We start from the raw sequence: 26,200 nt of genomic DNA, 5'->3' as shown, positions 1-26,200 counted from the left end.
GAATCCTCAGGCCGGCGCGGCAACCCGCCGGCGCGAGCCACCCGGCGCCGCGTCACCCGCCGCGATCCCCGTCGCACGGTACGCCTTGACCCGCTTGCCGGCAGGCCGCCCCGCACCCGCGCGCAGCCAGTCGACGCGCACCCACAGCAGGGCCTCGTCCGCCTGCTCCAGCCGGCCGATCCAGGCCGCCTTCAGCCACAGGCCGACCCCGCCCCCGGCAAGCAGCAGCCCCCCGGCGGCGGGTGCGGCGAACGCGGTGCCCAGGGCGGCGAGGAAGGCGAGCAGCAGCCACCAGCGGTGCGTCCGGCGCCAGTTGCGCACGGTCACCGCCCGGTCCTGGAGCACGTCGTGTCTGCCCGCCCGCGCCGCCTGGCGGGCAAGCACGCGGTACCGCCCCCGTCCCGCGTACGCCACGACGGCCGCCGTCACGAGGAACAGCGCGGCACCCGCCAGCACGCCGATCCGGCGCCCGGTCAGTCCGGGCACCAGCACCCCGGTGCCCGCGGCGACGACTCCCAGCCACCACAGTGGCGCGGCTCCGGCCCGTACGACGACGGCCACCCGGGCCAGCCCCTGTCCTCCACGTGTCACGTCCAGCCTCCCGTGTCTCACGTCAGCGAAGCGTCCGATGTCTGAGCGTTTCTCAGGAGTCGGACGCTAGCGACGCAAGGTGAGACGAGTCTGAGAAACACGGATCGCACGGCACCTTGGTCAGTCCACGAACAGCCCGCGTGCCGCCGCCTTCGCGTCGAACTCCTCCAGCCGCGCCTGCGCTTCGGGCAGGTCGTCGCACATCGCCTCCAGCAGCACCCGGCCCAGCAGCATCGGCGCGCACGCCGTGTCGAAGGCCAGTCCCGTGCCGACGGCGGCGGGCAGCAGCAGGTCGGACACCTTGGCGACCGGCGCGAACGGGGAGTCGGCGACGGTGACGACGGTCAGTCCCGTCTCCTTGGCGTGGCCGAGCGCGTCGACGACCTCACGGGGATGGCGGGGCAGCGCGAAGCACAGCAGGGCGCTCGCCCCGGCGCGGGCGGCGGCATCGATCCGGTCGCGGAGCATCGTGCCACCCTCGTTGAACAGCCGTACGTCCGGATGGACCTTGGCGGCGAAGTAGGCGAAGCCGTGTGCCTGGGCCGCGGCGGCCCGCAGCCCCAGCACGGGCAGCGGCCGGCTGCCCGCGAGGACCCGCCCCGCCCGCCGCACGGGTCCGGCGTCCGCCAGCGCCTCCGCCAGGTGCCGCAGGTTCTCGATCTCGGCCTCGACGGCCTGCTGGTACGCGTTGTACGAGCCTGTCTCCGGAGCGGGCTCGACGGGCGCGACCTCGCGCAGATGCCGGCGCAGGGCCGGGTAGCCATCGAATCCGAGAGCGACGGCGAACCGGGTCACGGACGGCTGGCTGACCCCGGCCAGCTCGGCCAGCTCCACGCTGGACAGGAACGGCACGTCGGCGGCCCGCCGCACCATGCTGTGCGCGATGCGCCGCTGGGTCGGCGTCAGCCGGTGCCCCTCGAAGAGCGCCTGGAGGCGCGCGGCAGGGCTCTCGGTGCCGCTCATGACGTGACGTCCCCCTCGGACCTCGGACCCTTCGGGCCTATTCACCCATCACCACTTCTGCATGCCGTTATACAGCCGCACGTGAGGTCGCGCCGTACACACCCCCCGATGGGCGGGGATCACACACCGTGCCCGTTCGGGGACAGATCCGGACCTCGGCGGTTTTGCTACGAACGTCCGCGCATCCCGAAGGGGCCGGATAGCGTAACGCATCGAACAACTAAGCGCCTTGAGACGCAGGGGCCCCCTCGGCGCCCGACGACAGGCCCGGTACAAGCGTGGATGCGCCAAGTCGTGGACAGGCGGACGGGACCGACCCTGCCGACCAGTGGGTACGCAACCCGAGGACGGGCGAGTACGAACTCCGGCTGGAGGGCTCCCCGGAGCGCGGCCCGGTCCCCCGCCCTCGTGGTACGTCCCACCCCGGCCCTGCCGCCCCCGCGCCGGGCCCTGTCCCCGGGCAGCGCGGTCGCCGCACCGTTCCCGTTCCCGCGCCCGTTCCCGCTCCTGCTCCTGCTCCCGCGCCCGTTCCCGCTCCTGCTCCCGCGCCCGTTCCCGCTCCCGCTCCTGCTCCCGCGCCCGTTCCCGCTCCCGCGCCGGACGACGCGCACGACTCCGGCCACCGCAGGCGCCGACCGCAGAGGCGCTGCGACCAGGCCGGCCAGGCCCGCAAGCTCGCCGACCTGATGGGCCTGCCCGCCTCGGCCCTGAAGCCCGGCGCCGAGGGCGCGGACACCGGCACGCCGATGACGCTCACCCTCGGTCCCGACTTCACGAAGGCGGGCGTACCCGTCGCCGCACCCGAGAAGATCGACGTCGGGCGGTCCCGGGCCGACGAGAAGATGTGCGAGAAGTAGGGGCCCGGCGAACCCGAATCCGAGAGGGGGGTTACCCCCAGTGTCATCGGTCTGCCGCCTGCCTACCGTGGAACCCATGACCGGAATGGACGCGCGGGACGCCGAGCTGAAGAAGGAACTCAACGCCTCCCTGCAGGCGCGCAGGGAACTGGGCGAGGAGTACGAGTCCGCACTGGTCGACTCGTTCCTGGAGAAGGTCGACCAGCGCATCGACGGCGCGGTGGAGCGCCGGGTGCGCCGGCAGCTCGCCGAGCGGCAGCTGACGGTGGCCCGGGATGCGCGTTCGCCGAAGGCCACGGACTCCTGGGGAGAGCGTTTCGGCTTCGGGATCGTCTCGCTGGTGCTGGCGGTTCCGCTGTCCGCCATCGGCGGGGGCGTGGGACATCTGCCGGGCCTGTTGGTCACCTGGCTGGGCATCGTCGGCGTCAACGTGGTCCAGGCGGTCCGCACCAGCCCGGGCCTGTTCGGCCGCCGCACGAGCGATCGGGACAGCGACTGGGAGGACTGAGTCAGGCGTGCGCGGGGACCGCCTCACCCCCGGTTGCCCGGGGGTCGGGACGACGGCGGTCCCCGCGGGGACGCGTGCCGGTTGAGACGGCCGCGCGTCCGAGGCGTCCATGGAGGTCCGGGAGCCGCTCCGGAGGTGTCCTTCGACGCCGTATGGCCGCCGGCCGGAACGAAGGAGTCTCCCCCAGTGCTCAACGCCTGGGAGGTACCCCTCCTTCCCGCCGACATCCACCAAGGTGCCGGAGTCGTGTTAAGCGAGTGCTGCGCGGACGTGACACGCTCGTACCACTTCCGCGAAGTCCACGAAGATCACGTACGCGCCGGCACCCGGCCGTTCAGGGCCGGTTCGCCTCCGCCTCACCCGACGCCCCGTCACCTGCCCGTCTTGGCGAGGAAGGACAGCAGGTCCTGGCGGCTGACCACACCGGTCGGCTTGCCCTCGACGAGGACCATCGCCGCGTCCGCCTTGCCCAGGACGGCCATCAGGTCCGCGACGGGCTCGCCGGAGCCGACCTGCGGCAGCGGCGCGGACATGTGCTTCTCCAGCGGGTCGTCGAGCGAGGCGCTCTTGCTGAACAGCGCGTCCAGCAGCTCCCGCTCCACCACCGAGCCGACGACCTCGGCGGCCATCACGTCCGGGTGACCGGCTCCCGGCTTGACCACGGGCATCTGCGAGACGCCGTACTCGCGCAGCACCTCGATGGCCTGGCCGACCGTCTCGTCGGGGTGCATGTGGACGAGGGAGGGGATGTGGCCGCCCTCCTTGTCGTTCAGGACGTCGGCGACGCGGGCGCTGGGGCCCGAGTCCTCCAGGAAGCCGTAGTCGGCCATCCACTCGTCGTTGAAGATCTTGCTGAGGTAACCGCGTCCGCTGTCCGGCAGCAGGACGACGACCACGTCGTCCTCACCGAGCCGCGAGGCCACCTCCAGCGCCGCCACGACCGCCATGCCGCAGGAGCCGCCGACCAGCAGGCCCTCCTCCTTGGCCAGGCGGCGGGTCATCTGGAAGGAGTCCTTGTCGGAGACGGCGACGATCTCGTCGGCGACCTCACGGTCGTACGCGGTCGGCCAGAAGTCCTCCCCGACGCCCTCGACCAGGTACGGCCGCCCGGAGCCGCCGGAGTACACCGAACCCTCCGGGTCGGCGCCGATCACCTTCACGCCGCCGTCACTGACCTCCTTGAGGTAGCGCCCGGTCCCGGAGATGGTGCCGCCGGTGCCGACGCCCGCCACGAAGTGGGTGATCCGCCCCTCGGTCTGCTCCCACAGCTCGGGGCCGGTGGAGTGGTAGTGGGAGAGGGGGTTGTGGGGGTTGGAGTACTGGTCCGGCTTCCAGGCCCCCGGCGTCTCGCGCACCAGCCGGTCGGAGACGTTGTAGTAGGAGTCGGGGTGCTCGGGCGCCACGGCGGTCGGGCAGACGACGACCTCGGCGCCGTAGGCGCGCAGTACGTTGATCTTGTCCGTGGACACCTTGTCCGGGCAGACGAAGATGCACTTGTAGCCCTTCTGCTGGGCCACGATGGCAAGACCGACCCCGGTGTTGCCGCTGGTCGGCTCGACGATGGTGCCGCCGGGCCGAAGCTCCCCGCTCTGCTCCGCCGCCTCGATCATGCGCAGGGCGATGCGGTCCTTCACGGAGCCGCCCGGGTTGAAGTACTCCACCTTGGCCAGGACGGTCGCCCTGATGCCCTTGGTCACGCTGTTGAGCCGCACCAGCGGGGTGTTGCCGACGAGGCTGATCATCGAGTCGTGGAATTGCACCGTTGTCTCCGGATGCTTGCAAAAGATGTGGTCGTAGTGGTCGAACCAGCCTAGGCCCTTCCCGAGTGGAACCTCCCGGGCCGTTCACTGCCCGTGGGGATTGGAGCACCCTCCGTACGGGGCAAGCACTGGGTGTACGGCTTCGAGGAGGTGGCGGCGAGCATGACGGGCATGTCGAGGGCACGGGTGGCCCGGCGGATCGCGGCCGGTGCGGCCTACGGCGGCGGGGGCGTCGGCCTGGCCGGCGCGGCCACCGTGGGTCTGCTGGTGGCGGAGGCGCAGCTGGCGCGGCGCCGCGTGGGCAACGGCACGAGTCCCTACGTACCGAACGCGGACGGTCTGTACGGGGCGGCCTACACGGTGCCGGGCGAACCGGCGCTGCGACTGACGATGCTGGGCGACTCCACGGCCGCCGGGCAGGGCGTGCACCGGGCCGGGCAGACGCCGGGCGCGCTGCTGGCGTCGGGGGTCGCGGCGATCGCGGAACGTCCGGTGGGGCTGAGCACGGTCGCGGTGCCGGGGGCCTGCTCCGACGATCTGGACCGGCAGGTGACACGGGCACTGGCGGATCCGTCCCGGGCCCCCGACATCTGCGTGATCATGATCGGCGCCAATGACGTCACCCATCGGATGCCGGCCACCCGTTCGGTACGTCATCTGTCCTCGGCGGTGCGCCGGCTGCGGACGGCCGGGGCGGAGGTGGTGGTCGGCACCTGCCCCGATCTCGGCACGCTCGAGCCGGTGCAGCAGCCGTTGCGCTGGCTGGCCCGGCGGGCGTCGAGGCTACTGGCGGCGGCGCAGACGATCGGCGCCGTCGAACAGGGCGGGCGGACGGTGTCGCTGGGCGATCTGCTCGGGCCGGAGTTCGCGGCGAACCCGCGGGAACTGTTCGGGCCGGACAGTTATCACCCCTCCGTGGAGGGGTATGCCACGGCGGCGATGGCGGTGCTGCCGACGGTGTGCGCGGCGCTGGGCCTGTGGCCGGCGGAGGAGGAGCGCCCGGACGCCGCGCGCCGGGAGGCGTTCCTGCCGGTCGCCCGGGCGGCGGCGGAGGCGGCGTCGGAGGCGGGCACGGAGGTCACGGCGGCGATGCCCACGGGGCCGCGGGGAGCCTGGGCCCTGCTGAAGCGGCGTCGCCGGCGGCGGGTCACCGCGACGGAGCCGGAACGTTCGGCTCAGGCGTCGTAGCCGTTCGCGAGGGTGGCCGTCCGGCAGACGGCGGTGGACGGCACGGGTGCGGACCGGGAGGTCTCCGCGCAGCCCGGCGCCGGCGGGGTACCGTCGCGCCCGGCCGTGCCGCCACGGGGGAAGGGAACAAAGCAAGCGCTTAGACAGTTGCGGTCCATGTCACACCGCGAGAGCCGTGACCCCGCTCATACGGCCGGGTAACTTCCCAAGAGGCCCTGCACCAACTCACCGGTATGCCCGCCGTCACCGGACCACCACCCTCAACGAGGCGCTACGCGCCGCCCCACCCTCTGGAGCCGTGATGCCCGAAGCCGTGATCGTCTCTGCCGCCCGCTCCCCCATCGGCCGCGCCTTCAAGGGTTCCCTGAAGGACCTGCGCCCGGACGACCTGACCGCCACGATCATCCAGGCCGCGCTCGCCAAGGTCCCCGAGCTGGACCCGAGGGACATCGACGACCTGATGCTCGGCTGCGGCCTCCCCGGCGGCGAGCAGGGCAACAACCTCGGCCGTGTCGTCGCCGTGCAGATGGGGATGGACCACCTCCCCGGCTGCACCATCACCCGCTACTGCTCGTCCTCGCTGCAGACCTCCCGCATGGCCCTGCACGCCATCAAGGCGGGTGAGGGCGACGTCTTCATCTCGGCCGGCGTCGAGACGGTCTCCCGCTTCGCCAAGGGCAACTCCGACAGCCTCCCGGACACCCGCAACCCGCTGTTCGCCGAGGCCGAGGCCCGTACCGCCGCCGTCGCGGAGTCGGAGGGCTCGACCTGGCACGACCCGCGTGAGGACGGCCTCGTGCCCGACCCGTACATCGCGATGGGTCAGACCGCCGAGAACCTGGCCCGCCTCAAGGGCGTCACCCGCCAGGACATGGACGAGTTCGGTGTCCGCTCGCAGAACCTGGCCGAGGAAGCCATCAAGAACGGCTTCTGGGAGCGTGAGATCACCCCGGTGACGCTCCCCGACGGCACGGTGGTCTCCAAGGACGACGGCCCCCGGGCCGGCGTCACCATGGAGGGCGTCCAGGGCCTCAAGCCCGTCTTCCGCCCGGACGGGCTCGTCACCGCCGGAAACTGCTGCCCGCTCAACGACGGCGCCGCCGCGCTGGTCATCATGAGCGACACCAAGGCCCGCGAGCTCGGCCTCACCCCGCTCGCCCGCATCGTCTCCACCGGCGTCTCCGGCCTCTCCCCCGAGATCATGGGCCTCGGCCCGGTCGAGGCGAGCAAGCAGGCCCTGTCCCGTGCCGGCCTCACCATCGACGACATCGACCTGGCCGAGATCAACGAGGCGTTCGCCGCGCAGGTCATCCCCTCCTACCGCGAGCTCGGCATCCCGCTGGAGAAGCTGAACGTCAACGGCGGGGCCATCGCCGTCGGCCACCCCTTCGGCATGACCGGCGCGCGCATCGCCGGCACGCTCATCAACTCCCTCCAGTTCCACGACAAGCAGTTCGGCCTGGAGACGATGTGCGTCGGCGGCGGCCAGGGCATGGCGATGGTCATCGAGCGTCTGAGCTGACCACCGCGACGGCGACGGCGACGGCGACGGCGACGGCGACGGCGACGGCGACGGCGACCACACCGTAGCCGTCGGAGCACGTTCCGTGAGACGAACGCCCGGCACCCCGGTCACCCCGGGGTCCGGGCCGTTTTGTGATCCAATCTCCCCCAGGATGTGACCTATCCCTCTCGCGACAGGGATCCCGCAGGTCAGCCTCACACCCCTGCCGGGCCCGAAACCAAAGTGCTGTCCGTTTCGTGATGTTACGCACTGACAGAAGGTCAATCCGCCCTTCAAGCTGATGTAGGAAGTCGGGGGTCGACTTTGAACCGGGAGTACGTCAGTGAGCGCCATGCCGATCGCCCTGCTGGTCACCACGGCCGCCACCGGCGCCGTGGGCGTCGCTGTGCTGCGCAGCATCATGGTGCTGCGCCGACAGGTCGCGGCCCTGCACACCGAGCTGGCCGGGAACCGGGGCGCCGCCGCGCGCGCACACGTTCCGTCCGCCCGCTCGGCCGACGCCGACGGGATACGCGCGGCCGTGGCCGAGGCGCTCGCCGAGGAGCGGGAGCGCGAGCTCGCCGAGGCGCGGGCCTTCTGGGCCGCGCAGGAGGCGCATGACGCCTCCGACGCGCCGTCCCTGCTGGGTCTGGCCGACAGTGAGCTGTTCCTGCCCCGGCAGGCGGATTTCGTGGGTCTGGAGCCGGTGAGCGAGCCGGGCGCCGACACCGACGAACACGCCGGGGACTCCCCCGAGCTGGCCGCGGCCCGCCGCCGTCACCCCTCGCACCCGGACTTCGTACCGAACCCCTCACCGGTCGTGAACGACCACGAGCGCACCGTGACCACCCTGGAGGAGCTGGCGGGCTCCCGCACCGAGCTGACCGATGTCCGCCCGGGCCCGCTGGGCACCCTGGACGTCTACGTGTTCGCCGACGGGACGACGCTGTGCATGACACCGGGCCACCGTGAGACCGCGGAGCGCCTGGCCTCGGCCCTGCGTGAGGGCGAGACCCCGTTCCTGCTGGGTGGCTCCGGCATCTCGGGCGCGTACACGCTGACCTTCTCCTGCGGCGAGGAGAACGTCTACATCCTGGCGGACCGCGTCATCGCGTCCCTCTAGCCGGGCCGACTACACCCCGGCACGCTCGCGCGCCTCCTCCACCAGCCGTACGGCCTCCTCGACCTCCTCGTCGCTCTTCAGTACGAGGGCGAGGTCGTGCCCGGCGACGGTGATCTGGTCGGCGGCGGCGAACATACCCGCGTCGGGCATCTCGCGGGGCTCCGTGCCCGGCTCCTCGACGAGCTGGGTGCGCCGCGCCAACTCCCTGGCCAGGGCCAGCGCCTCGGCGGCCCCACCCCGTTGCAGCCGGCTCTGCGGCGCGGCCCGCAGACGGTCGGCGAAGTGATCCACGGCACGGGTGAAGGGCGTCGTATCAAGCACGCGGCGAGCGTACGCGGCGCGGCAGCACTGTTGCCAACGGGCGGACGCTCGGGCACGGTGACCTGAAGGACCGGCTTACACCATGCGTCCGGAGGCGCCGATGTCCCACGTCCTGTCCGCAGAGACCCATCGCAACATGCTCGCCCGTATCCCGCACTGCACCGGTCGCGAGATCTCCGACTGGCTGCGCACCGTCGAAGAAGGCCCGTCGCTCTTCCGCTTCGAGGAGAAGGTCAGCTGGCTCCGGCACGAGTACGACCTGGCGTACGGCCACGCCAAGGCGATCGTCCACGAGTACGACCTGAGGAGGGCGGCGCGCAACCTGCGCTAGCTCCGGCGCGTAATCGGGTAGGAGGGCCGGGTCACCCGCCCTCCTCCCACACCACCGGACATGCGGGCCACGCATCCGGCGGTTCATCCAGTTGATCTCCACCGTTGCCAGGTCGGCTTGAGCATGCGCAGACCAAGGTCGTCCCCGTAGGCGTTGGGCAGTGCCCGCGCAAGGACGGGAGACCCCGCGACTCGCCAGTAGCCCTTGCTGGTGCCTCCCCATTCACGGGAGAGCTGCTCGTTGAGGCCGAGCTTTCGCAGCATGGCCTGGCGGGTCTTGGCAACCGACACCCGGACAGACCTCCCCGGATAAGAACGATCACTGTCCCTGGACCGCTGCCGCGTTTACGCACTGGCCTTCTTGGCAGTGACGGGCTTCACCCTCGTCGGCGGGCTCACCCGACCAGCACGCCTCCTACACGGTTCGTGTTCCTCAGTGCCCAGGTCTCGCCTCGGGCTTCCTCCCGACCCCACCTCACGATGACGCCGTTGCCTCCGGCTCGGGGTTAGCACCACCTCTTCCCCCAGGGGACTTCCACCCCCAAGCAATCGCCCACGCCGGGCATACCGACGAAGGGCCCCGGTGGAACCGGGGCCCTTGTCTGTGCTGTCGGTGGCGTACGGGACGCCGCCTGCCGTCAGTCGCTGCTGTTGAAGATCGCGATGAGCCTCAGGAACTCCATGTAGATCCACACCAGCGTCAGCGTGAGGCCGAAGGCGGCGAACCAGGCCTCCTCGCGCGGCGCACCGTAGGCGATGCCGTCCTCGACCTGCTTGAAGTCCAGGGCGAGGAAGCAGGCACCGAGGATGATGCCGATGACACCGAAGATGATGCCGAGCGGGCCGCTGCGGAAGCCGAGGCCGTCACCGCCGCCGATCACCGCGAACAGCAGATTCACGGCCATCAGCAGGATGAAGCCGAGCGCGGCCGCCATCACGAAGCCGTAGAAACGGCGGTTGACGCGGATCCAGCCCGCCTTGTACGCCACCAGCACGCCGGCGAAGACCGCCATGGTGCCGAGCACGGCCTGCATGGCCGCCCCGTCGGCGATGCGGTTGTCGACGATGCTGGAGATGACGCCGAGGAAGACACCCTCGAACGCGGCGTACGTCAGGATCAGCGCGGGCGTGGGCTTGCGCTTGAAGGACTGCACGAGCGCCAGGACCATGCCGATGAGCGCGGCACCGATACCGATGCCGTAGGACCGGCCGATGTTGGCGTCGTCGACCGGCAGCAGCGCCCAGGAGAGCGCGGCGGTCACGATGAGCACGCCGAGCGTGCTCGCCGTGCGGATGATGACGTCGTCAATCGTCATCCGGCCGACGGCGGCCGGCGCCTGCGGCGGTGCGCCGTACTGCTGGTCCGTCTGCGCGTAGGGGTTCTGGGCGTACGGGTTGCCCGTCGGCTGCGCGTACGGGTTGGCCTGCGTGGCGACAGCGGGACCCCCGGCCTGCGGCGCGGTGTTGAAGCCCGCGTAGCCGTTGTCGCGGCTGAACCCCCGTCGCGAGAAGACCGGGTTTCTGCTCCTCATTTCACTCCTCCATGGCCACTCAGTGCGGCCTTGGCTCAAGAGTAATAGGTAGGCAAAGGATTGACCCTAATGCTTGGGGAGGATCTTTCCCTCGTCATGCTCCGCAACACGCTACGCGGCTTGGTGATTCCTTTCACCACGGGGGACCGAACCATGACCGACCCGGTACCTGCCCGGAACCGGCCGGAGATCATCCGCCGGCCGGCCGGTCCAGGGGGAAGCCGGTGTAGGCCTCGGCGAGGTCGGTCTCGGCGGCCCGGGAGGAGGTGAGGCGGTCCAGGCGGGCGAGCTGGAGGCGGTCCTCGAAGACGGTGGCGTCCGGGGCGCGGTGCAGCAGGGTGGTCATGTCGGAAGAGAACCGCTCCGCCTGCCAGACCCGGCGCAGACAGTCCGCGGAGTAGCCGTCGAGCAGCTCGGCCGAACCGGTCTCCTTCTCGTGCGCCAGCGCCCGCGCGAGGACCACCACGTCCCCGACGGCGAGGTTCAGCCCCTTGGCCCCGGTGGGCGGCACGATGTGGGCGGCGTCTCCGGCGAGGAACAGACGGCCGTACCGCATGGGCTCATACACGAAGGAGCGCATGGGGGTGACCGACTTCTGGGTGACGGGCCCGCGCCGCAGCGGCCGGCCGTCGGCCGTCTCGGACCGCAGCTCCAGCTCCCGCCAGATCCGCTCGTCGCTCCATTCCTCCGCCTTGGTCCCCTCGGGCACCTGGAGGTAGAGCCGGGAGACGGCCGGGGTACGCATGGACAGCAGGGCGAAGCCGCGCTCGTGGCGGGCATAGACCAGCTCGTCGTGGGACGGCGGCACATCGGCGAGGATGCCGAGCCAGCCGTAGGGATACGTTCGCTCGAACACCTGGCCGACCCCGGCGGGGACGGCGGAACGCGACACCCCCCAGAATCCGTCGCACCCGGCCACGTAGTCGCACTCGAGAACGTCCTCGCGCCCCTGGTGCCGGAAGCGAACGCGCGGAGATGCGGTGTCCACCCCCTCCACACCGACCGCCTCGGCCTCGAAGAGCAGCGGCCCGCCCTCGGCGAGCTGGAGGGCGATGAGGTCCCGGCAGACCTCGGTCTGCGCGTAGACCATCACGGACCGCCCGCCGGTGAGCGCGGGGAAGTCCACCCGGTGCCGCCTCCGGTCGAAGCGCAGCTCGATCCCGTCGTGCCGCAGCCCCTCCCGGTCCATCCGCGCCCCGGCCCCGGCAGCACGCAGCACGTCCACGGTGCCCTGCTCCAGCACCCCGGCCCGCTGCCGCTGCTCGACATACTCCCGGTCCCGGGCTTCCAGGACCACCGACCCGATCCCGGCATTGCGCAGCAGCCGCGCGAGCAGCAGCCCGGCCGGCCCGGCACCGATGATCCCCACGGTGGTACGCATCAGTCGTCCCCCTCACCACACCGGAACGCGAGTTTCCAGCCGCGTACCTCCAGTGTCAACGGCACCTCGCAGATGGCGGCACGCCTCGGTTCGGCAGGCGTGCCGAGCCGTGGGACGCCCGCGCACAGGGGGGACGTTCGGCGCGGACGCCATCACGTCCGGTCCGCTTGCCCCACCCGCCGCGCGGAGGGTCTGTGCACGTTAAGGAATGCGATGTGCGCCCACTTCCTGGACGGGAGAAGGCGGCAGCGGGACGTTGTCACTGATCAAGAGGAAGAGCGTGGTGGTGCCCGGAGCCGGACTTGAACCGGCACGCCCGCTCAGGGGCAGCGAGGTTTAAGCTCGCCGTGTCTGCATTCCACCATCCGGGCAGGTCGTGGGCCCCGCTTCGCGGCTCCGAGCCTATCGGTGGCCGCCTCGCCGCCGACGGCGGGATGGACCGATCTTGTCTTATTTTATTGGCGCCTGAGGGAGCATCAGCACTTGGAACGCGCCGTCAGCACGTGCCAACAGCCTTGCGGCTGACGCTCCGCCATGTATACGGAATGACGGAATTTCACCGTCCGAACAAGGGCGCTCCACCCGTTCCCGGCACGGCCCGGCTCGGAGGGCGCCGTCATCCCCAGGTATGACTCGGCGCCCGGCGATCCGCCCCGAGTCGCCCCCCGGAACCGGAGCAGCGGGTGACTACACGGCGGCAAAGCGGCGGAAGGATGGACGGCGTCCCCGAGAACATGTCGTCCCGACAGGAGCGTCCATCCCGTGACCACCGCACCCTCCCCCGGACTCCGTCCGGGGGGACCCCCAGCCGACCGGACCACCGCCGTGGCCGCACGCGCCACGGAGCTGTCGAAGATCTATGGCCAGGGCGAGACCCAGGTGGTCGCCCTGGACCGGGTCTCCGTCGACTTCCGGCAGGCCGAGTTCACCGCGATCATGGGCCCCTCCGGCTCCGGCAAGTCCACGCTGATGCACTGCGTGGCCGGGCTCGACACCTTCTCCTCGGGTTCCGTGCGCATCGGCGAGACCGAGCTGGGCTCGCTGAAGGACAAGCAGCTGACCAAACTGCGCAGGGACAAGATCGGGTTCATCTTCCAGGCGTTCAACCTGCTCCCGACGCTGTCCGCCCTGGAGAACATCACGCTCCCGATGGACATCGCCGGCCGTAAGCCGGACAAGCAGTGGCTGGACACCGTGATCCGGATGGTCGGGCTGGCGGACCGGCTGAGCCACCGTCCCTCGCAGCTGTCCGGCGGTCAGCAGCAGCGGGTCGCCGTGGCACGGGCGCTGGCCGCCCGGCCCGAGATCATCTTCGGTGACGAGCCCACCGGAAACCTCGACTCCCGCTCCGGCGCCGAGGTGTTGGGCTTCCTGCGCAACTCCGTACGGGAGCTGGGCCAGACGGTGGTCATGGTGACCCACGACCCGGTCGCCGCCGCCTACGCGGACCGTGTGATCTTCCTCGCGGACGGCCGGATCGTGGACGAGGTGTACGAGCCGACGGCCGACTCGGTGCTCGACCGGATGAAGCGGTTCGACGCCAAGGGCCGCACCAGCTGACCTCCCCGGCGGCTCCCGCGTCCGCCCGTCCGCCCGCGCCCCTCCCTCGTACGTCTGGACTCGAGAAGACTTCCATGTTCCGTACCGCCTTGCGCAATGTGCTCGCACACAAGGCCAGGCTCCTGATGACCGTGCTCGCCGTGATGCTCGGCGTGGCCTTCGTGTCGGGGACCCTGGTCTTCACCAACAGCCTCACCGAGGCCCTGCAGAAGCAGTCCGCCAAGGGCTTCGACCATGTCGACGTCGCCATCACCCCCCAGTGGAGGGAGGCCGAGGACGGCAGGGCCGGCGAGTACTACGAGCTGACCCGCGAACTGGTCGACGACAGCGCCGCCGTCCCCGGCGCCGCGCAGGCCATCGGCACCGTCCAGGGCTTCACCGCGATCGCCGACAAGGACGGCAAGCTGCTCGGCAACGGCTTCCAGTCGCAGGGCGGTAACTACTGGGGTACCAAGGACCCCCGGTATCCGCTGGTCAGCGGGCGCGCGCCGAAGGGCGGGGGCGAGATCCTCATCGACTCCGAGACCGCGAAGCGGGCCGGCTACAAGGTCGGTGACACCGTACGGATGTCGGTCGACGGTCCCGTCCTGGAACCGGAGATCACCGGCATCTTCACCACCGACGACGGCAATGTCGCGGCCGGCGGCAGCCTCACACTGTTCGACACGGCGAGCGCGCAGAAGCTGTTCGGCACGGCGGGCTCCTTCGACGAGATCGCCGTCAAGGCCAAGGACGGCGTCAGCGACACCGCACTGCGGGCCCAGCTGGAGAAGGCGCTGCCCTCCGACGCCGTGAAGACCACGACGGGCACGAAGCTCGCCGACGACCAGGCGAAGGCCATCGCCTCCTCGATGAGCGGTCTGAAGCAGGGCATGCTGGTGTTCGCCGGGATCTCCCTGTTCGTCGGCACGTTCATCATCGCCAACACCTTCACCATGCTGGTCGCCCAGCGCACCAAGGAGCTGGCCCTGATGCGCGCGGTCGGCGCCTCCCGGCGTCAGGTCACCCGGTCGGTGCTGATCGAGGCGTTCGTGGTCGGCACGATCGCCGCCGTCGCCGGACTCGTCGCGGGTGTCGGTATCGGCGTGGGGCTGCGCTCACTGATGGGCACGCTGGACGCGCCCATGCCCGACGGGCCGCTGGTGATCAGCCCGGGGACGGTCGCCTCCGCGTTCGCCGTCGGCATCCTGGTGACCATGCTCGCCGCGTGGCTGCCCGGTCGCCGGGCCGCGAGGATCCCGCCGGTGGCGGCGATGAGCGCGCTGCACGCCCAGGCGACCACCAAGTCGCTGGTGCTGCGCAACACGCTGGGCGCGCTGTTCTCGGGGGCCGGTGTCGCCGTGGTCCTCGCGGCCACGACGATGGACGGCACCGACGGCCAGGTCCCCATGGGGCTCGGCGCCGTACTGCTGATCATCGGCGTCTTCATCCTGACCCCGCTGCTGTCCCGCCCGCTGATCGCCGCCGCGGCGCCTGTGCTCCGCGTCTTCGGGGTCTCCGGGAAGCTGGCCCGGCAGAACTCGGTGCGCAACCCGCGCCGTACCGCCGCCACCGCGTCCGCGCTGATGATCGGACTCACCCTGATCACCGGTATGACCGTGATGGCCGGCAGTCTGCAGAAGTCCATCGACAAGATGGCGGCCTCCGCGATCGAGGCGGACTACATGGTGTCCATGGCCAACGGGCACCCGCTGTCGCCGGACGTCGAGAAGAAGCTGAAGCAGGCCGATGACGTCACCGCCACCAGCCCGATGCGCAACGCGTACGCCCTCGTCGACGGCGAGGACGCGTACATGACCGGCGTGAACGGCGCCACGATCGGCGAGCTGACCGAGTTTCCGGTGGTGCAGGGCGCCTTCGAGGTCGGCGGCACACGGATCGTCGTGGACGAGGACACGGCGAAGTCGCACGGCTGGAAGGCCGGTTCGGACGTCACCGTCACCTATGAGGACGACGAGAAGCAGAAGCTCACGGTCGCCGGTGTCTACCAGGCCAACGAGATGATGAGCGGCATCCTGATCGACACCGCGGCCCTCGACCCGCACGAGTCGGAAGCGACCGAGTCGGAACCGGCCGACATGATGGTCATGGTGAAGACCTCCGACGGCACGTCCGACGCGGCGAAGGCCTCGCTGGAGAAGACGCTCGGCACCAACCCGGCGATCAAGGTCCAGGACAAGCAGGACCTCTCCAACGAGATCGCGAGGATGTTCACCCTGATCCTGAACATGGTCTACGGCCTGCTGGCGATGGCGGTGATCGTGGCCATCCTCGGCGTCGTCAACACCCTGGCGATGTCGGTGTTCGAGCGCTCCCAGGAGATCGGCATGCTGCGGGCGGTCGGCCTGGCCCGCAAGGGCATCAAGCGGATGGTCCGGCTGGAATCCCTGGTCATCTCGTTGTTCGGCGCGGTGCTCGGCCTCGGCCTGGGTGTGTTCTTCGGCTGGGCAGCCGGTGAGCTGGTGGGATCGAGTATGGCGACGTACGAACTGGTCCTGCCGTGGGCCCGGATGGGGATCTTCCTGCTGCTGGCCGCGGTGGTGGGTGTGCTGGCGGCGCTGTGGCCGGCGCGGCGGGCGGCCCGGCTGAACGTACTGCAGGCGATCAAGGCGGAGTAGCCGGCGGCGAAGGCATCACTGTGCGGCGGGCCCTGTTCCGGGTGGAACGGGGCCCGCCGCCGCGTCAGTTCCAGGTGCGGGCCCGCAGGGGGAGGCCCGCCAGCCGGGCGAGGCCGCGTGCGGCGGTGCGGAAGGCGGGGTCGCGCAGGGCCTGGGCGAGGGTACGGGCGTCCTCGTCGCGCTCCCAGACGACGCCCGCGATCCGGTCCAGGGCGGTGTAGAGGTCGTTCTCGACGACGAGGTCACCGGCCACCCAGGCGCGGGCCAGGCCCAGTTCGCCCGGCTTCCACAGCAGGTGGCGCAGGGCGCGGCGGTTGCGTGCGACCAGGATGGGGGTGTCCGGAGGGCCGGCCTGGGATCCGTCCCAGGCGCGGATGCGGACGGGGAGGGGCGTGCCGGTCAGCTGTTCGAGGATGCCTTTCAGCCGCGGGGCGGCGTCTGCCATGGTGTACACCTCCGTGACGGAGAATCCCGGAATGCCCTCAGCACATAGGCACCTGGCGGGTGGGTTTGGCAGTCCCCGGTGCGCGTCGTCTCCGGGCAGAACCCGGCAGCGAGGGGACGGAACAGGGGCGGTCTCCTCACCCGCCGAGTCGGGCGGGTGGGCAGACCCGGCGTGCGCCGCAACGCCGAAGGGGCCGCCCGCACCACGGATGGCGGGCGGCCCCTTCGAGGGGTGTGGGTGTCAGGAGGCCTTGACCTCGGTCTTCTTCCGCTCCTGCTTCGCCGCCGCGGGCGCCGGCGCCGGCTTCGCGGCCTCGTAGAACTCCTCGCGCGGCGACGCAATCGCGCCCAGGGACACGACCTCGCGCTTGAGGAACATGCCGAGGGTCCAGTCGGCGAAGACGCGGATCTTGCGGTTGAAGGTCGGCATCGCCATGCCGTGGTACGTGCGGTGCATGTACCAGGCGAGACGGCCCTTCAGCTTGATCTTCATCTTGCCGACGACGATCATCGCGACGCCCTTGTGCAGGCCGAGGCCCGCCACCGCGCCCTTGTTGGCGTGGCTGTACTCCTTCTGCGGGAAGCCCCGCATGCCGGAGATCACGTTGTCGCCGAGGACCTTGGCCTGGCGCAGCGCGTGCTGGGCGTTCGGCGGGCACCAGGCGTTCTCATGGCCGGCCTTGCGGCCCGCGAGGTCCGGGACCTGGGCGTTGTCGCCCGCGGCCCAGATGTAGTCGGTGCCGGTGACCTGGAGGGTCGGCTGGGTGTCGACGTGACCGCGCGGGCCCAGCGGCAGGCCGAAGCGGGCCAGCGCCGGGTTGGGCTTGACGCCCGCCGTCCACACGATGGTGTGGGAGTCGACCTCGAGGCCGTTCTTCAGCACCACGTGACCGTCGACGCAGGAGTCCATCGAGGTGGACAGGTAGACCTCGACGCCGCGGCTCTCGAGGTGCTCCTTGCCGTACGCGCCGAGCTTGGGACCCACCTCGGGGAGGATCTTGTCGGCGGCGTCGACCAGGATGAAGCGCATGTCCTCGCGGGACACCGTCTTGTAGTACTTGGCCGCGTCCCGGGCCATGTCCTCGACCTCACCGACGGTCTCCGCGCCGGCGAAGCCACCGCCCACGAAGACGAAGGTGAGCGCCTTGCGCCGGATCTCCTCGTCCGTGGTGGAGTCGGCCTTGTCGAGCTGCTCGAGGACGTGGTTGCGCAGGCCGATGGCCTCCTCGACACCCTTCATACCGATGCCCTGCTCGGCGAGGCCGGGGATCGGGAAGGTGCGGGAGACCGCGCCCAGCGCGATCACCAGGTAGTCGAAGGGCAGCTCGTACGCCTCGCCGACCAGCGGCGAGATCGTGGCCACCTTGCGGTCCTGGTCGATGGTGGTGACCCGGCCGGTGAGAACCTCCGCCTTGGGCAGCACGCGTCGCAACGGGACGACGACGTGACGCGGGGAGATGTTGCCTGCCGCGGCTTCGGGGAGGAAGGGCTGGTAGGTCATGTACGACCGCGGGTCGACGACGGTGACGGTCGCCTCGCCGTAACGCATCTTCTTCTGGATGCGCCGAGCTGCGTACAGGCCTACGTACCCACCGCCTACTACGAGGATCCTGGGACGCTCCGTGGTGCTCATGCCATCGAGTATCCACCTGTTCCAGGGGGGTACCTCGTGCGCCCCTTCACAAGCTCCGGCAGACGCTGTGTTACCATCCCGCACTTCTTGATCCACATGACCCCGCCGAGAGCGGTCCTGGGCATGGCGCAGGACGCGGTCAAGGCCGCGTGAGCTGCCTCTCTGTCGATTCACGGCGGATGTGAGGCCGGTCGTCCGATGCGGGACGACAGTCACGACCGGACCCTTCAGGGCACCTTCTGAACATGTTCAAAGGAGGGTTGAGGCCCCGGACGGGCCAACAGGACCCAGCACTTCGTTCCACGGGGGCCGAATCCTTGTGAAGAACTTCACGAACTTTCCCGGCGGACGTCGCCGGAGGGTCCACGAGGGGCCCGCGCACACCCCTCACGCGCTGCTCAAACGCTATCCCGACCGCTCAGGGGAGTGCTACCCATCAGTAGGAAAGGAGACCTGGGCCACGGACCACGCGATGCCGTCGAGGATGTCGTGCTCCGACACCACGACCTCCTCGGCGCCGATCCGCTCCATGACCGAGAGAAGGACCAGGGCACCGGCGCCGATCACGTCGACCCTGCCGGGGTGCATGGACGGCACCTCCGCGCGCTCGGCGTGCGTGGAGCGCAGCAGCCACCCGGTGATCTCGCGGACCCGGTCACGGGAGACGCGTGAGTGGTGGATGACGCCGGAGTCGTACTCGGGGAGGTCCTGGGCGATCGCCGACACGGTGGTGACCGAGCCGGCCAGTCCGACCAGGGTGTGTGCCTCACGCAGCGGGACCGTCTCCTCGGCCCGGTCGAGGGCGGCCTCGATGTCGGTCCGCATCGCCGCGATCTGCTCGTCGGTGGGCGGGTCCGTCACGGCGCCGTCCCGCACCAGGTGCCGCTCGGTCATCCGTACGCAGCCCACGTCCACGGAGCGGGCCGCGCGTACGTGGTCGTCGCCGACGACGAACTCGGTCGAGCCGCCGCCGATGTCCACGACGAGGAAGGGGCGGCGCAGATCGGCCCGGCCGGTGAGCTCCTTGGTGGCCCCGGTGAAGGAGAACCCGGCCTCCTGGTCGCCGGTGATGACCTCGGGTTTCACACCCAGGATGTCCAGCACCCCCCGCACGAACACGTCACGGTTCTCGGCGTCTCGAGAGGCAGAGGTGGCGATGAAGCGAAGGCGTTGGGCGCCGTGCTCCTTGATGATCTCCGCGTACTCGCGGCAGGCGGCGAACGTCCGCTCCAGGGCCTCGGGCGCCAGCCGGCCCGTGCGGTCGACGCCCTGGCCGAGCCGCACGATCGTCATCCGCCGCTCCAGGTCCGTCAGTTCGCCGGTCATCGGGTCGGCGTCGGCCACCAGCAGCCGGATGGAGTTCGTACCGCAGTCGATGGCGGCGACCCGGGTCATCGGTCCTCCTCCGTCGCGGGCAGCGTCACGCAGGCGCCCTTGCGCCACCACTGAGGCAGCATCGCCAGCGTCTCGTCGCCCAGCGGGTTGACCCCGGGGCCCGCGGCCAGCGAGTGGGCGACCAGCACGTGCAGGCACTTCACCCGGTCCGGCATGCCGCCCGCGCTGGGGAAGTTCTTCAGCTCCTCGATCTCGTCGCGGCGCCGGATGTAGTCCTCGTGCGCCGCGCGGTACGCGGCCGCCAGCTCCGGGTCGGTGGCCAGCCGCGCCGTCATCTCCTTCATCACGCCATCTGCCTCCAGCGTGCCGATCGCGGAGTTCGCCTTCGGGCACGTCAGGTAGTAAAGGGTCGGGAAGGGGGTGCCGTCGGGCAGCCTCGGCGCGGTCTCCACGACGTCCGGCTGTCCGCAGGGGCAGCGGTGCGCGATGGCGCGCAGCCCGCGCGGGGGCCGCCCGAGCTGCTGCTTGAAGGCCTCGACGTCCGCGTCGGTGGGCTCGGTGCGGGGGGTCGTGGGCGGGGGCATGTCCATACGTGTCTTTTCTGCGGCTTCCGATATGGGTTACTGGCCGGCGGCGTCGGCCTTGTCGACGCCGTCCCAGACGTTCGCGTACCAGGGGCGGTCGGCGGCTTCGAGATCCGTACGGGACTTCGTGGCCGTACCAGGGTCGATGACGATGTAGCCGGTCTCGCCGGGCATGACGTAGTGCAGCCGCCGGCGGATCTGCTGCTCGGCGTACGCGTCGTCCTGCCAGCGCGCCTTCATGTCGCGCAGCCGTTCGACCCGCTGGCGGGTCTCGTCCTGCTCCTGCTGGAGGTCGGCGATCTCCGCCCGCTGGGACACGTACTGCCGCATGGGATAGGCAAGGGCCACGATCAGCGAGCAGAGCACCAGGGCGAGCAGCGCCGCCCGTCCGGTCAGCCGGGAGCGGCGGGCCTGGCGCTTGGTCTGCGAGCGGTAGACGCGAGCCGCGGTCTGCTCACCGATCAGCCGGATCCTGGTCGCGGTGGAGAAACGCTCCCTGTCCTTCACCGCCATGTTCCCGCCTCCGGTTCGCCGTCATACGCGTGTACGTCCCCGCACACGGTACGGGACCGGGTACGGGGACGTACGTACGACGCTGCCTGCCGAAGTGCTGCTCAGCCCTTGCTGTACTTACTGGTTCGCGGAGCGAAACCGGGGGAACGCGCTGCGGCCGGCGTACACCGCGGCGTCGTCGAGGATCTCCTCGATGCGCAGCAGCTGGTTGTACTTGGCGACGCGCTCGGAGCGGGCCGGGGCACCGGTCTTGATCTGGCCGCAGTTGGTGGCGACGGCGAGGTCGGCGATGGTGACGTCCTCGGTCTCACCGGAACGGTGGGACATCATGCACTTGAAGCCGTTGCGCTGGGCCAGCTCGACGGCGTCCAGGGTCTCGGTCAGCGAGCCGATCTGGTTGACCTTGACCAGCAGGGCGTTGGCGGCGCCCTCCTCGATACCGCGGGCGAGACGCTCGGGGTTGGTGACGAACAGGTCGTCGCCGACGATCTGGACCTTGTCACCGAGCTTGCCGGTGAGGACCTTCCAGCCCTCCCAGTCGTCCTCGAACAGCGGGTCCTCGATGGAGACGAGCGGGTACGCCTCGACGAGCTCGGCGTAGTACTCGGTCATCTCGGCGGCGGAGCGCTCCTTGCCCTCGAAGGTGTAGACGCCGTCCTTGTAGAACTCGGAGGCGGCGACGTCGAGTGCCAGGGCGATCTGCTCGCCGGGGGTGTAGCCGGCTTCCTTGACGGCCTCGAGGATGAGGTCGAGGGCCTCGCGGTTGGAGCCGAGGTTCGGGGCGAAGCCGCCCTCGTCGCCGAGGCCGGTGGCCAGGCCCTTGCTCTTCAGGACCTTCTTCAGGGTGTGGTAGACCTCGGCGCCCCAGCGCAGGGCCTCGGAGAAGGTCTCCGCGCCGATCGGGGCGATCATGAACTCCTGGATGTCCACGTTGGAGTCGGCGTGCGAGCCGCCGTTCAGGATGTTCATCATCGGCACCGGCAGCAGATGCGCGTTCGGGCCGCCCAGGTAGCGGAAGAGCGGGAGGTCCGAGGCCTCGGAGGCCGCGTGGGCGACGGCGAGCGAGACGCCGAGGATGGCGTTGGCGCCCAGCGAGCCCTTGTTGTCGGTGGCGTCCAGGTCGAACATGGCCTGATCGATCAGGCGCTGCTCGGTGGCGTCGTATCCGACGAGCTCCGGGCCGATCTGCTCGATGACGGCCAGTACGGCCTTCTCGACGCCCTTGCCCAGGTAACGGCCCGCATCGCCGTCACGGAGTTCGATGGCCTCGAAGGCACCGGTGGAGGCACCGGACGGGACGGCGGCACGACCCGTGCTGCCGTCGTCGAGGCCGACCTCGACCTCGACCGTGGGGTTGCCTCGGGAGTCCAGGATTTCCCGGGCTACGACGACGTCGATGGACGGCACGAGCATCTCCTTCTTGGATGTGACGCGGGTGAGCGGGACCACGGTGGGTCCTGCGAGACCGAGCCTAACCGGCTCAGCGCGATCGGCCAGCGGCCGACCGTCCCGTGGACAGAACCGAGCGTAAATTGTTTCCGAACGGAACAAAGACGTTTCGGGAAACCGTGACCGGAAAGCGCCCAGAAAAAAGCCCGTCCCGGTGCGTACGGGGGAAGACGCACCGGGACGGGGAGCCCGTGGGACGGGGAGGGACCTGCGACGCCGCCCTTAGCTCAGGTGCAGCTGCTGGCCCGGGTAGATGAGGTCGGCGTCCTGGACGATGTCGTCGTTGAGCTCGAACAGCTCGGCCCAGCCACCCTCGACGTCGCGCTCCGCGGCGATCGAGCTGAGGCTGTCGCCCTTGACGACCTTGTACTCGCCGTCGCCCTTCTCGACCTTCTTGCCGGTCGGGGTGGTGACGGTCTTGTCGGCCTTCTTCTCGGCCTTCGGCGTGGCCTTCGGCTCGGCGGCCGGGCGCTCGGCGGAGCGGGAGGCCTTCTGCTCGGTCTCACGGGTCTCGGTGCCCTGTGACGAGCCGGCCGAGGAACCGGTGTAGGCGGCGCCGGACAGGCCCTTGCCGCAGACCGGCCAGGCGCCCTTGCCCTGGCCCGCCAGGACCTTCTCGGCGATCTCGATCTGCTGGGCCTTGGTGGCCTGGTTGGCGGTGGAGGCGTACTTGGTGCCGCCGAAACCGGCCCAGGTGGAGGCGGAGAACTGCAGACCGCCGTAGTAGCCGTTGCCGGTGTTGATGGACCAGTTGCCGCCGGACTCGCACTGGGCGACGGCGTCCCACTCGGATGCGGTGGCGGCGGAGGCGTTGCCGGCCACCATCAGCGGGGCGGCGACGGCGGCGGACGCGACGCCGGCGACGGCGATGGCGCGGGTGGCCTTGGACGGACGACGGTGCTTGCCCTTGCCGGAAAACAGCATGGATGGATCCCCTCACCGACGCCTGCGAGGTGAGCTGTCGGGTTCGGGCCGGTTGAGTTGCCCGGCCACGCCCCTCACGGGACGCGGCTTCACCCCAAGCCGTACCCGGCGTCAACCGCCCGGATCCGGCACTTACCTTGGGTCCCCCGCTCCTGCCTACGGCGCATGACGCGACGACTGTTCCCGTGCTGCCACTGGCAGGATTCGGCGTTGCGGCAGCCGGGGCCCGCGGTGGCGAGCGGTCACGACCGTAGACACGCGATCCGCGGAATATCAAAGACGATCACGGCTTCTGAGACCTATCTCTCACACTCTTTAAACCGGACATTCAGCGCGAACCATGACGTCAACTACCCCCACATCCAGGCGTTTTCGACTGTCGCTTTTCGCCCGTTTCAGCCCCGGTCGCACGCTACTGACCGGGCAGGACGAGCCCCGGGTCGCCACCGATGAGCTGCTCGCCCACCGGGTGGAGCACGCCCCATCCGCCGCCGACCGCAAGGGAGTCGGTGACGGACGCGGAGCCACCCTCCTCGGGCGCGGTGGAGGAGTCGGCGACCGTGCCGCCCCAGGCGTTGAGGCCGCGCGAGACGTGCCGGCCGGACGAACCGGACGCGCGGTCCTGTTCCTTGCCCTCCTCGGCGCTGGTGCCGCGATGACGGCCGGTGCCTTCGGTGTCGCCGGCGGCCGAAGACTCGCCGGTCCGCCCCGCCTTGTCCGGTTCGTCGGTCCCGGAACCGGATGACGCGGAGGGAGAGGTGCCGGAGTCCGCCTCCGTGTCCTTGTCCGCGCCCTTGCCCGAGTCGGTGTCCGATGCGGCATCCGAAGGGGCGGACGTGCCGGAATCGGCTGATTCGCCGACCGTGCCGTTCGGGCTCTCCTTCTCACCGTCCGCACCGGACGACGGGTCCGACGTGGCCGACGGAGAGGGCGACGCGGAAGCCTCACCGGAGCCCGGCGACGCGGACGGGTCCGTGGAGCCCACCGCGCCCGTGTCCTCGTCCGCGGCGGGCGAGTCCTGCCCCAGGCCCGCGAGCAGTCCGCAGGTGCGCCATGCGCCGACTCCCTGGTCGGCGAGAACCTTCTCGGCCACGGTTATCTGCTGGCCGCGGCTGGCCTGGTCGGCGCTCGGCGCGTAGTCCAGGCCGCCGTACTTCTCCCAGTCCTCCTGGGTCAACTGCAGGCCGCCGTAGAAGCCGTTGCCGGAGTTCTGGCTCCACGAGCCACCGCTCTCGCACTCGGCGACCCGGTCCCAGTTCATTGCGTCGGCCGCGCTGGCGCTGCCGGCTCCGAGGAGCGGAATCGCGATGGCGGAGCCGGTCACTCCAGCGGCGACGAGGAGAGCCGGAGCCTGGCGGGGGCGACGGTGCCGACCGTTCCCGGAGAGCATGCGGAAGACCTTTCGCAGGAGAACAACGACCAGCGCGGCGAGTGAAGCTCTGGCCACCGCACTTGATGGGTGAAGGTATCGGCACACGATCACCTGTCACAAGTTCATGCCGTGCAGATCACATGGAGATCACAAAGTTGAGGCTGTGTCATGTTTGCGGTGATCCACGCAGGGGCACGGAAAGCAGTGACTGGTCCGTCACCCTTACCGAGGCGTGAACTCCACCGGGAGCGTGCGCAGTCCCCGCATGATGAGGCCGCCGCGCCAGCGGAGTTCGGCCGGATCCGCCGCAAGCCGCAGGTCCGGCAGGCGGGTCAGCAGCGCGGCGAGCGCGGTCTGCCCCTCCAGGCGGGCCAGCGGGGCACCCAGGCAGTAGTGGAGGCCGTGGCCGTATCCCAGATGCTGGTTGTCGCGCCGGCCGAGATCGAGCACGTCCGGGCCGTCGAACCGGTCCGGATCCCGGTCCGCGGCGGCGAGTACGACGAGGACCGGCTCACCGGCGGCGATGTGCTGCCCGCCGATGGTGACGGGCCGGGTGGCGAACCGCCAGGTGGCGAGCTCCACGGGACCGTCGTAGCGCAGGAGTTCCTCGACTCCGGTCTCCAGCAGCCCGCGGTCCCCGCCGGCGAGGGCACGCTGGAGACGCTCGCGCTGCGCAAGATGGGTGAGCAGGGCGTAGGTTCCGTTGCCGATGAGGTTGACGGTGGTCTCGAAACCGGCGAACAGCAGGATGAACGCCATGGCGGCGGCCTCGTTCTCGGTGAGGTGCTCACCGTGGTCGGAGGCACGGATGAGACCGGAGATGAGGTCTTCACCGGGGGCGGGCTCGGCGGGCAGCACCTCGCGCTTGCGGTGAATCAGCTCGGCCAGGTACCCCCGCATCCTCTTCACGGACCGGGCGACCCCGCCACGCGGGCCTCCGCCGTGACGGATCATCATGCCGGCCCAGTCACGGAAGTCGTCCTGGTCCTCACGCGGGACGCCGAGCAGATCGCAGATGGCGTAGATGGGGAGGGGAAAGGCGAACTCGTGGATGAGGTCGGCGGAGCCGCTGTCCGCGAACCGGTCGATGAGCCCGTCGGTGAGCTCCTGCACCCGGGGGGCGAACTCGGCCACACGGCGTGGGGTGAACGCCTTGCTGACCAGCCGCCGCAGCCGGGTGTGGTCCGGCGGGTCGATGTTCAGCAGATGCGTCATCAGCTCCGCCTGGCGCTCCCCGGGGATGCCTGTCTTGCCCTTGGCGTGCGCGGGTTCGTCGTGGTGCGAGGGGTTCTTGGACAACCGGGCGTCGGCGAGCGCCTGCTTGGCGTCGGCGTACCGCGTGACCAGCCAGGCCTCCACCCCACTGGGCAGCCGGGTCCTGTGCACGGGCGCGTGCTCACGCAGCCAGGCGTAGGCGGGATACGGGTCGGCGGCGAACTCCCGGCTGAACAACTCGGGAACGGGCCCCTGCGGGGCGGAAGGGGCGGGCTGGTCATGCATGCGGCGACCCTAACGGGCGATGGGTGTGTGCGGCCCGGGATGCCGTGCGGCCCGGGTGGCTGGGGACACCGGGCGGGTGCAGGTGCGTCGGGGTTGTTCGCGCAGTTCCCCGCGCCCCCCCCAGGGGGGGGGGGAACGCGGGAAAAGGGGGCCGGGGGGGCAAACCCCCAAGGAGGGGAGGGAAGGGGGGGGGGGGGGGGAAACCCTGTT

General features: G+C 70.5%; 23 protein-coding genes, 1 tRNA gene, 1 pseudogene and 1 riboswitch. Of the genes and pseudogenes, 8 read left to right on the top strand and 17 right to left on the bottom strand.

All coding sequences use genetic code 11. The annotated features are described in order from the left end of the window. Window positions 1–6: 6 nt before the first annotated feature. Window positions 7–591: a hypothetical protein gene (locus tag ACZ5C2_RS02440; protein ID WP_468785635.1), complete on the bottom strand. Its 585-nt coding sequence runs from the start codon at window positions 589–591 to the stop codon at window positions 7–9. 120 nt (window positions 592–711) lie between these two features. Beyond that, complete coding sequence (locus tag ACZ5C2_RS02435; protein WP_468785633.1) at window positions 712–1,554, bottom strand: MurR/RpiR family transcriptional regulator; 843 nt, start codon at window positions 1,552–1,554, stop codon at window positions 712–714. A 278-nt stretch (window positions 1,555–1,832) separates the two neighbouring features. Here ACZ5C2_RS02435 and ACZ5C2_RS02430 point away from each other — a divergent pair, with 278 nt between their 5' ends. Then, window positions 1,833–2,411 carry a hypothetical protein gene (locus ACZ5C2_RS02430; protein ID WP_468785631.1) on the top strand — a complete coding sequence of 193 codons (579 nt, stop codon included), beginning with the start codon at window positions 1,833–1,835 and terminating at the stop codon, window positions 2,409–2,411. An 85-nt stretch (window positions 2,412–2,496) separates the two neighbouring features. Further along, window positions 2,497–2,919, top strand: coding sequence for a hypothetical protein (locus ACZ5C2_RS02425; RefSeq protein WP_468785788.1), 423 nt, complete (start codon window positions 2,497–2,499; stop codon window positions 2,917–2,919). Between the two features lie 371 nt (window positions 2,920–3,290). Here ACZ5C2_RS02425 and ACZ5C2_RS02420 read toward each other — a convergent pair whose 3' ends face one another. Next, window positions 3,291–4,679, bottom strand: coding sequence for a cystathionine beta-synthase (locus ACZ5C2_RS02420; protein ID WP_468785629.1), 1,389 nt, complete (start codon window positions 4,677–4,679; stop codon window positions 3,291–3,293). Between the two features lie 162 nt (window positions 4,680–4,841). Between ACZ5C2_RS02420 and ACZ5C2_RS02415 the strand changes: the two genes are divergently transcribed. From ACZ5C2_RS02415 to ACZ5C2_RS02405, 3 genes are all read left to right on the top strand, one after another. Next, window positions 4,842–5,867, top strand: coding sequence for an SGNH/GDSL hydrolase family protein (locus tag ACZ5C2_RS02415; protein WP_468785786.1), 1,026 nt, complete (start codon window positions 4,842–4,844; stop codon window positions 5,865–5,867). A gap of 301 nt (window positions 5,868–6,168) precedes the next feature. Then, a complete protein-coding gene (locus tag ACZ5C2_RS02410; protein ID WP_468785627.1) occupies window positions 6,169–7,389 on the top strand; it encodes an acetyl-CoA C-acetyltransferase in 1,221 nt (406 codons plus the stop codon). A 325-nt stretch (window positions 7,390–7,714) separates the two neighbouring features. Beyond that, window positions 7,715–8,494, top strand: a complete 780-nt coding sequence (locus tag ACZ5C2_RS02405) for a hypothetical protein (RefSeq protein WP_468785625.1) — start codon at window positions 7,715–7,717, stop codon at window positions 8,492–8,494. Window positions 8,495–8,503: 9 nt separating this feature from the next. On the opposite strand, the gene ACZ5C2_RS02400 is transcribed toward ACZ5C2_RS02405, so the two are convergent. Beyond that, window positions 8,504–8,815, bottom strand: coding sequence for a hypothetical protein (locus ACZ5C2_RS02400; RefSeq protein WP_468785623.1), 312 nt, complete (start codon window positions 8,813–8,815; stop codon window positions 8,504–8,506). Window positions 8,816–8,915: 100 nt separating this feature from the next. Between ACZ5C2_RS02400 and ACZ5C2_RS02395 the strand changes: the two genes are divergently transcribed. Continuing rightward, a complete protein-coding gene (locus tag ACZ5C2_RS02395) occupies window positions 8,916–9,146 on the top strand; it encodes a DUF4287 domain-containing protein (RefSeq protein ID WP_468785784.1) in 231 nt (76 codons plus the stop codon). Between the two features lie 83 nt (window positions 9,147–9,229). Here the strand turns inward: ACZ5C2_RS02395 and ACZ5C2_RS02390 are convergent, their stop codons facing one another. From ACZ5C2_RS02390 to ACZ5C2_RS02375, 4 genes are all read right to left on the bottom strand, one after another. Next, window positions 9,230–9,436, bottom strand: a complete 207-nt coding sequence (locus tag ACZ5C2_RS02390) for a hypothetical protein (protein WP_468785621.1) — start codon at window positions 9,434–9,436, stop codon at window positions 9,230–9,232. Between the two features lie 347 nt (window positions 9,437–9,783). Further along, window positions 9,784–10,677 (bottom strand): Bax inhibitor-1/YccA family protein, encoded by an 894-nt coding sequence (locus tag ACZ5C2_RS02385; protein ID WP_468785619.1) that lies wholly within the window; start codon window positions 10,675–10,677, stop codon window positions 9,784–9,786. Between the two features lie 190 nt (window positions 10,678–10,867). Beyond that, window positions 10,868–12,058, bottom strand: a complete 1,191-nt coding sequence (locus ACZ5C2_RS02380) for a 4-hydroxybenzoate 3-monooxygenase (protein ID WP_468785617.1) — start codon at window positions 12,056–12,058, stop codon at window positions 10,868–10,870. 284 nt (window positions 12,059–12,342) lie between these two features. Next, a tRNA-Leu gene (locus tag ACZ5C2_RS02375) sits at window positions 12,343–12,429 on the bottom strand. 391 nt (window positions 12,430–12,820) lie between these two features. On the opposite strand from ACZ5C2_RS02375, the gene ACZ5C2_RS02370 reads away from it, so the two are divergent. Both ACZ5C2_RS02370 and ACZ5C2_RS02365 read left to right on the top strand, forming a co-directional pair. Beyond that, on the top strand, window positions 12,821–13,618 hold the full coding sequence (locus tag ACZ5C2_RS02370; protein WP_468785615.1) for an ABC transporter ATP-binding protein: 798 nt from the start codon (window positions 12,821–12,823) through the stop codon (window positions 13,616–13,618). Between the two features lie 74 nt (window positions 13,619–13,692). Beyond that, window positions 13,693–16,236 (top strand): ABC transporter permease, encoded by a 2,544-nt coding sequence (locus ACZ5C2_RS02365; RefSeq protein WP_468785613.1) that lies wholly within the window; start codon window positions 13,693–13,695, stop codon window positions 16,234–16,236. 85 nt (window positions 16,237–16,321) lie between these two features. Here ACZ5C2_RS02365 and ACZ5C2_RS02360 read toward each other — a convergent pair. The 9 genes and pseudogenes from ACZ5C2_RS02360 to ACZ5C2_RS02320 form a co-directional block, all read right to left on the bottom strand. Further along, window positions 16,322–16,681, bottom strand: a pseudogene (locus tag ACZ5C2_RS02360) (SAM-dependent methyltransferase); the annotation flags it as partial. A 240-nt stretch (window positions 16,682–16,921) separates the two neighbouring features. Beyond that, window positions 16,922–18,313, bottom strand: coding sequence for an NAD(P)/FAD-dependent oxidoreductase (locus ACZ5C2_RS02355; protein ID WP_468785611.1), 1,392 nt, complete (start codon window positions 18,311–18,313; stop codon window positions 16,922–16,924). Between the two features lie 429 nt (window positions 18,314–18,742). After that, the gene (locus tag ACZ5C2_RS02350) at window positions 18,743–19,708 is read right to left on the bottom strand and encodes a Ppx/GppA phosphatase family protein (protein ID WP_468785609.1); all 966 of its coding nucleotides are present in this window, start codon (window positions 19,706–19,708) and stop codon (window positions 18,743–18,745) included. Next, window positions 19,705–20,238 carry a DUF501 domain-containing protein gene (locus tag ACZ5C2_RS02345; RefSeq protein WP_468785607.1) on the bottom strand — a complete coding sequence of 178 codons (534 nt, stop codon included), beginning with the start codon at window positions 20,236–20,238 and terminating at the stop codon, window positions 19,705–19,707. Before ACZ5C2_RS02345 ends, ACZ5C2_RS02350 begins: the two co-directional genes overlap by 4 nt. Window positions 20,239–20,268: 30 nt before the next feature. Further along, on the bottom strand, window positions 20,269–20,745 hold the full coding sequence (locus tag ACZ5C2_RS02340) for an FtsB family cell division protein (protein ID WP_468785605.1): 477 nt from the start codon (window positions 20,743–20,745) through the stop codon (window positions 20,269–20,271). 117 nt (window positions 20,746–20,862) lie between these two features. Further along, window positions 20,863–22,152 (bottom strand): phosphopyruvate hydratase, encoded by a 1,290-nt coding sequence (gene eno / locus ACZ5C2_RS02335; RefSeq protein WP_468785782.1) that lies wholly within the window; start codon window positions 22,150–22,152, stop codon window positions 20,863–20,865. Between the two features lie 264 nt (window positions 22,153–22,416). Beyond that, window positions 22,417–23,118, bottom strand: a complete 702-nt coding sequence (locus ACZ5C2_RS02330; RefSeq protein ID WP_468785603.1) for a transglycosylase family protein — start codon at window positions 23,116–23,118, stop codon at window positions 22,417–22,419. A 4-nt stretch (window positions 23,119–23,122) separates the two neighbouring features. Continuing rightward, window positions 23,123–23,292, bottom strand: a riboswitch (cyclic di-AMP (ydaO/yuaA leader). A 238-nt stretch (window positions 23,293–23,530) separates the two neighbouring features. Further along, entirely contained in the window at window positions 23,531–24,508 is a 978-nt protein-coding gene (locus ACZ5C2_RS02325; protein ID WP_468785601.1) for a transglycosylase family protein, read from the bottom strand. Window positions 24,509–24,712: 204 nt separating this feature from the next. After that, entirely contained in the window at window positions 24,713–25,990 is a 1,278-nt protein-coding gene (locus ACZ5C2_RS02320) for a cytochrome P450 family protein (protein ID WP_468785599.1), read from the bottom strand. Window positions 25,991–26,200 lie beyond the last annotated feature (210 nt).

The sequence above is a fragment of the Streptomyces sp. NPDC031365 genome (genome assembly GCF_055569765.1).
The sequence above is the reverse complement of the archived record's forward strand: the minus strand, read 5'-3'. Positions and strand labels throughout refer to the sequence as shown.

What these genes read in the sequence shown, in the direction of transcription:
- ACZ5C2_RS02355 (WP_468785611.1), bottom strand. Translation starts at nt 18,313, where the DNA reads ATGAGCACCACGGAGCGTCCCAGGATCCTCGTAGTAGGCGGTGGGTAC.
- ACZ5C2_RS02340 (WP_468785605.1), bottom strand. Translation starts at nt 20,745, where the DNA reads ATGGCGGTGAAGGACAGGGAGCGTTTCTCCACCGCGACCAGGATCCGG.
- ACZ5C2_RS02345 (WP_468785607.1), bottom strand. Translation starts at nt 20,238, where the DNA reads ATGGACATGCCCCCGCCCACGACCCCCCGCACCGAGCCCACCGACGCG.
- ACZ5C2_RS02325 (WP_468785601.1), bottom strand. Translation starts at nt 24,508, where the DNA reads ATGCTCTCCGGGAACGGTCGGCACCGTCGCCCCCGCCAGGCTCCGGCT.
- ACZ5C2_RS02425 (WP_468785788.1), top strand. Translation starts at nt 2,497, where the DNA reads ATGGACGCGCGGGACGCCGAGCTGAAGAAGGAACTCAACGCCTCCCTG.
- ACZ5C2_RS02415 (WP_468785786.1), top strand. Translation starts at nt 4,842, where the DNA reads ATGACGGGCATGTCGAGGGCACGGGTGGCCCGGCGGATCGCGGCCGGT.
- ACZ5C2_RS02385 (WP_468785619.1), bottom strand. Translation starts at nt 10,677, where the DNA reads ATGAGGAGCAGAAACCCGGTCTTCTCGCGACGGGGGTTCAGCCGCGAC.
- ACZ5C2_RS02350 (WP_468785609.1), bottom strand. Translation starts at nt 19,708, where the DNA reads ATGACCCGGGTCGCCGCCATCGACTGCGGTACGAACTCCATCCGGCTG.
- ACZ5C2_RS02320 (WP_468785599.1), bottom strand. Translation starts at nt 25,990, where the DNA reads ATGCATGACCAGCCCGCCCCTTCCGCCCCGCAGGGGCCCGTTCCCGAG.
- ACZ5C2_RS02435 (WP_468785633.1), bottom strand. Translation starts at nt 1,554, where the DNA reads ATGAGCGGCACCGAGAGCCCTGCCGCGCGCCTCCAGGCGCTCTTCGAG.
- ACZ5C2_RS02365 (WP_468785613.1), top strand. Translation starts at nt 13,693, where the DNA reads ATGTTCCGTACCGCCTTGCGCAATGTGCTCGCACACAAGGCCAGGCTC.
- ACZ5C2_RS02410 (WP_468785627.1), top strand. Translation starts at nt 6,169, where the DNA reads ATGCCCGAAGCCGTGATCGTCTCTGCCGCCCGCTCCCCCATCGGCCGC.
- ACZ5C2_RS02380 (WP_468785617.1), bottom strand. Translation starts at nt 12,058, where the DNA reads ATGCGTACCACCGTGGGGATCATCGGTGCCGGGCCGGCCGGGCTGCTG.
- ACZ5C2_RS02330 (WP_468785603.1), bottom strand. Translation starts at nt 23,118, where the DNA reads ATGCTGTTTTCCGGCAAGGGCAAGCACCGTCGTCCGTCCAAGGCCACC.
- ACZ5C2_RS02395 (WP_468785784.1), top strand. Translation starts at nt 8,916, where the DNA reads ATGTCCCACGTCCTGTCCGCAGAGACCCATCGCAACATGCTCGCCCGT.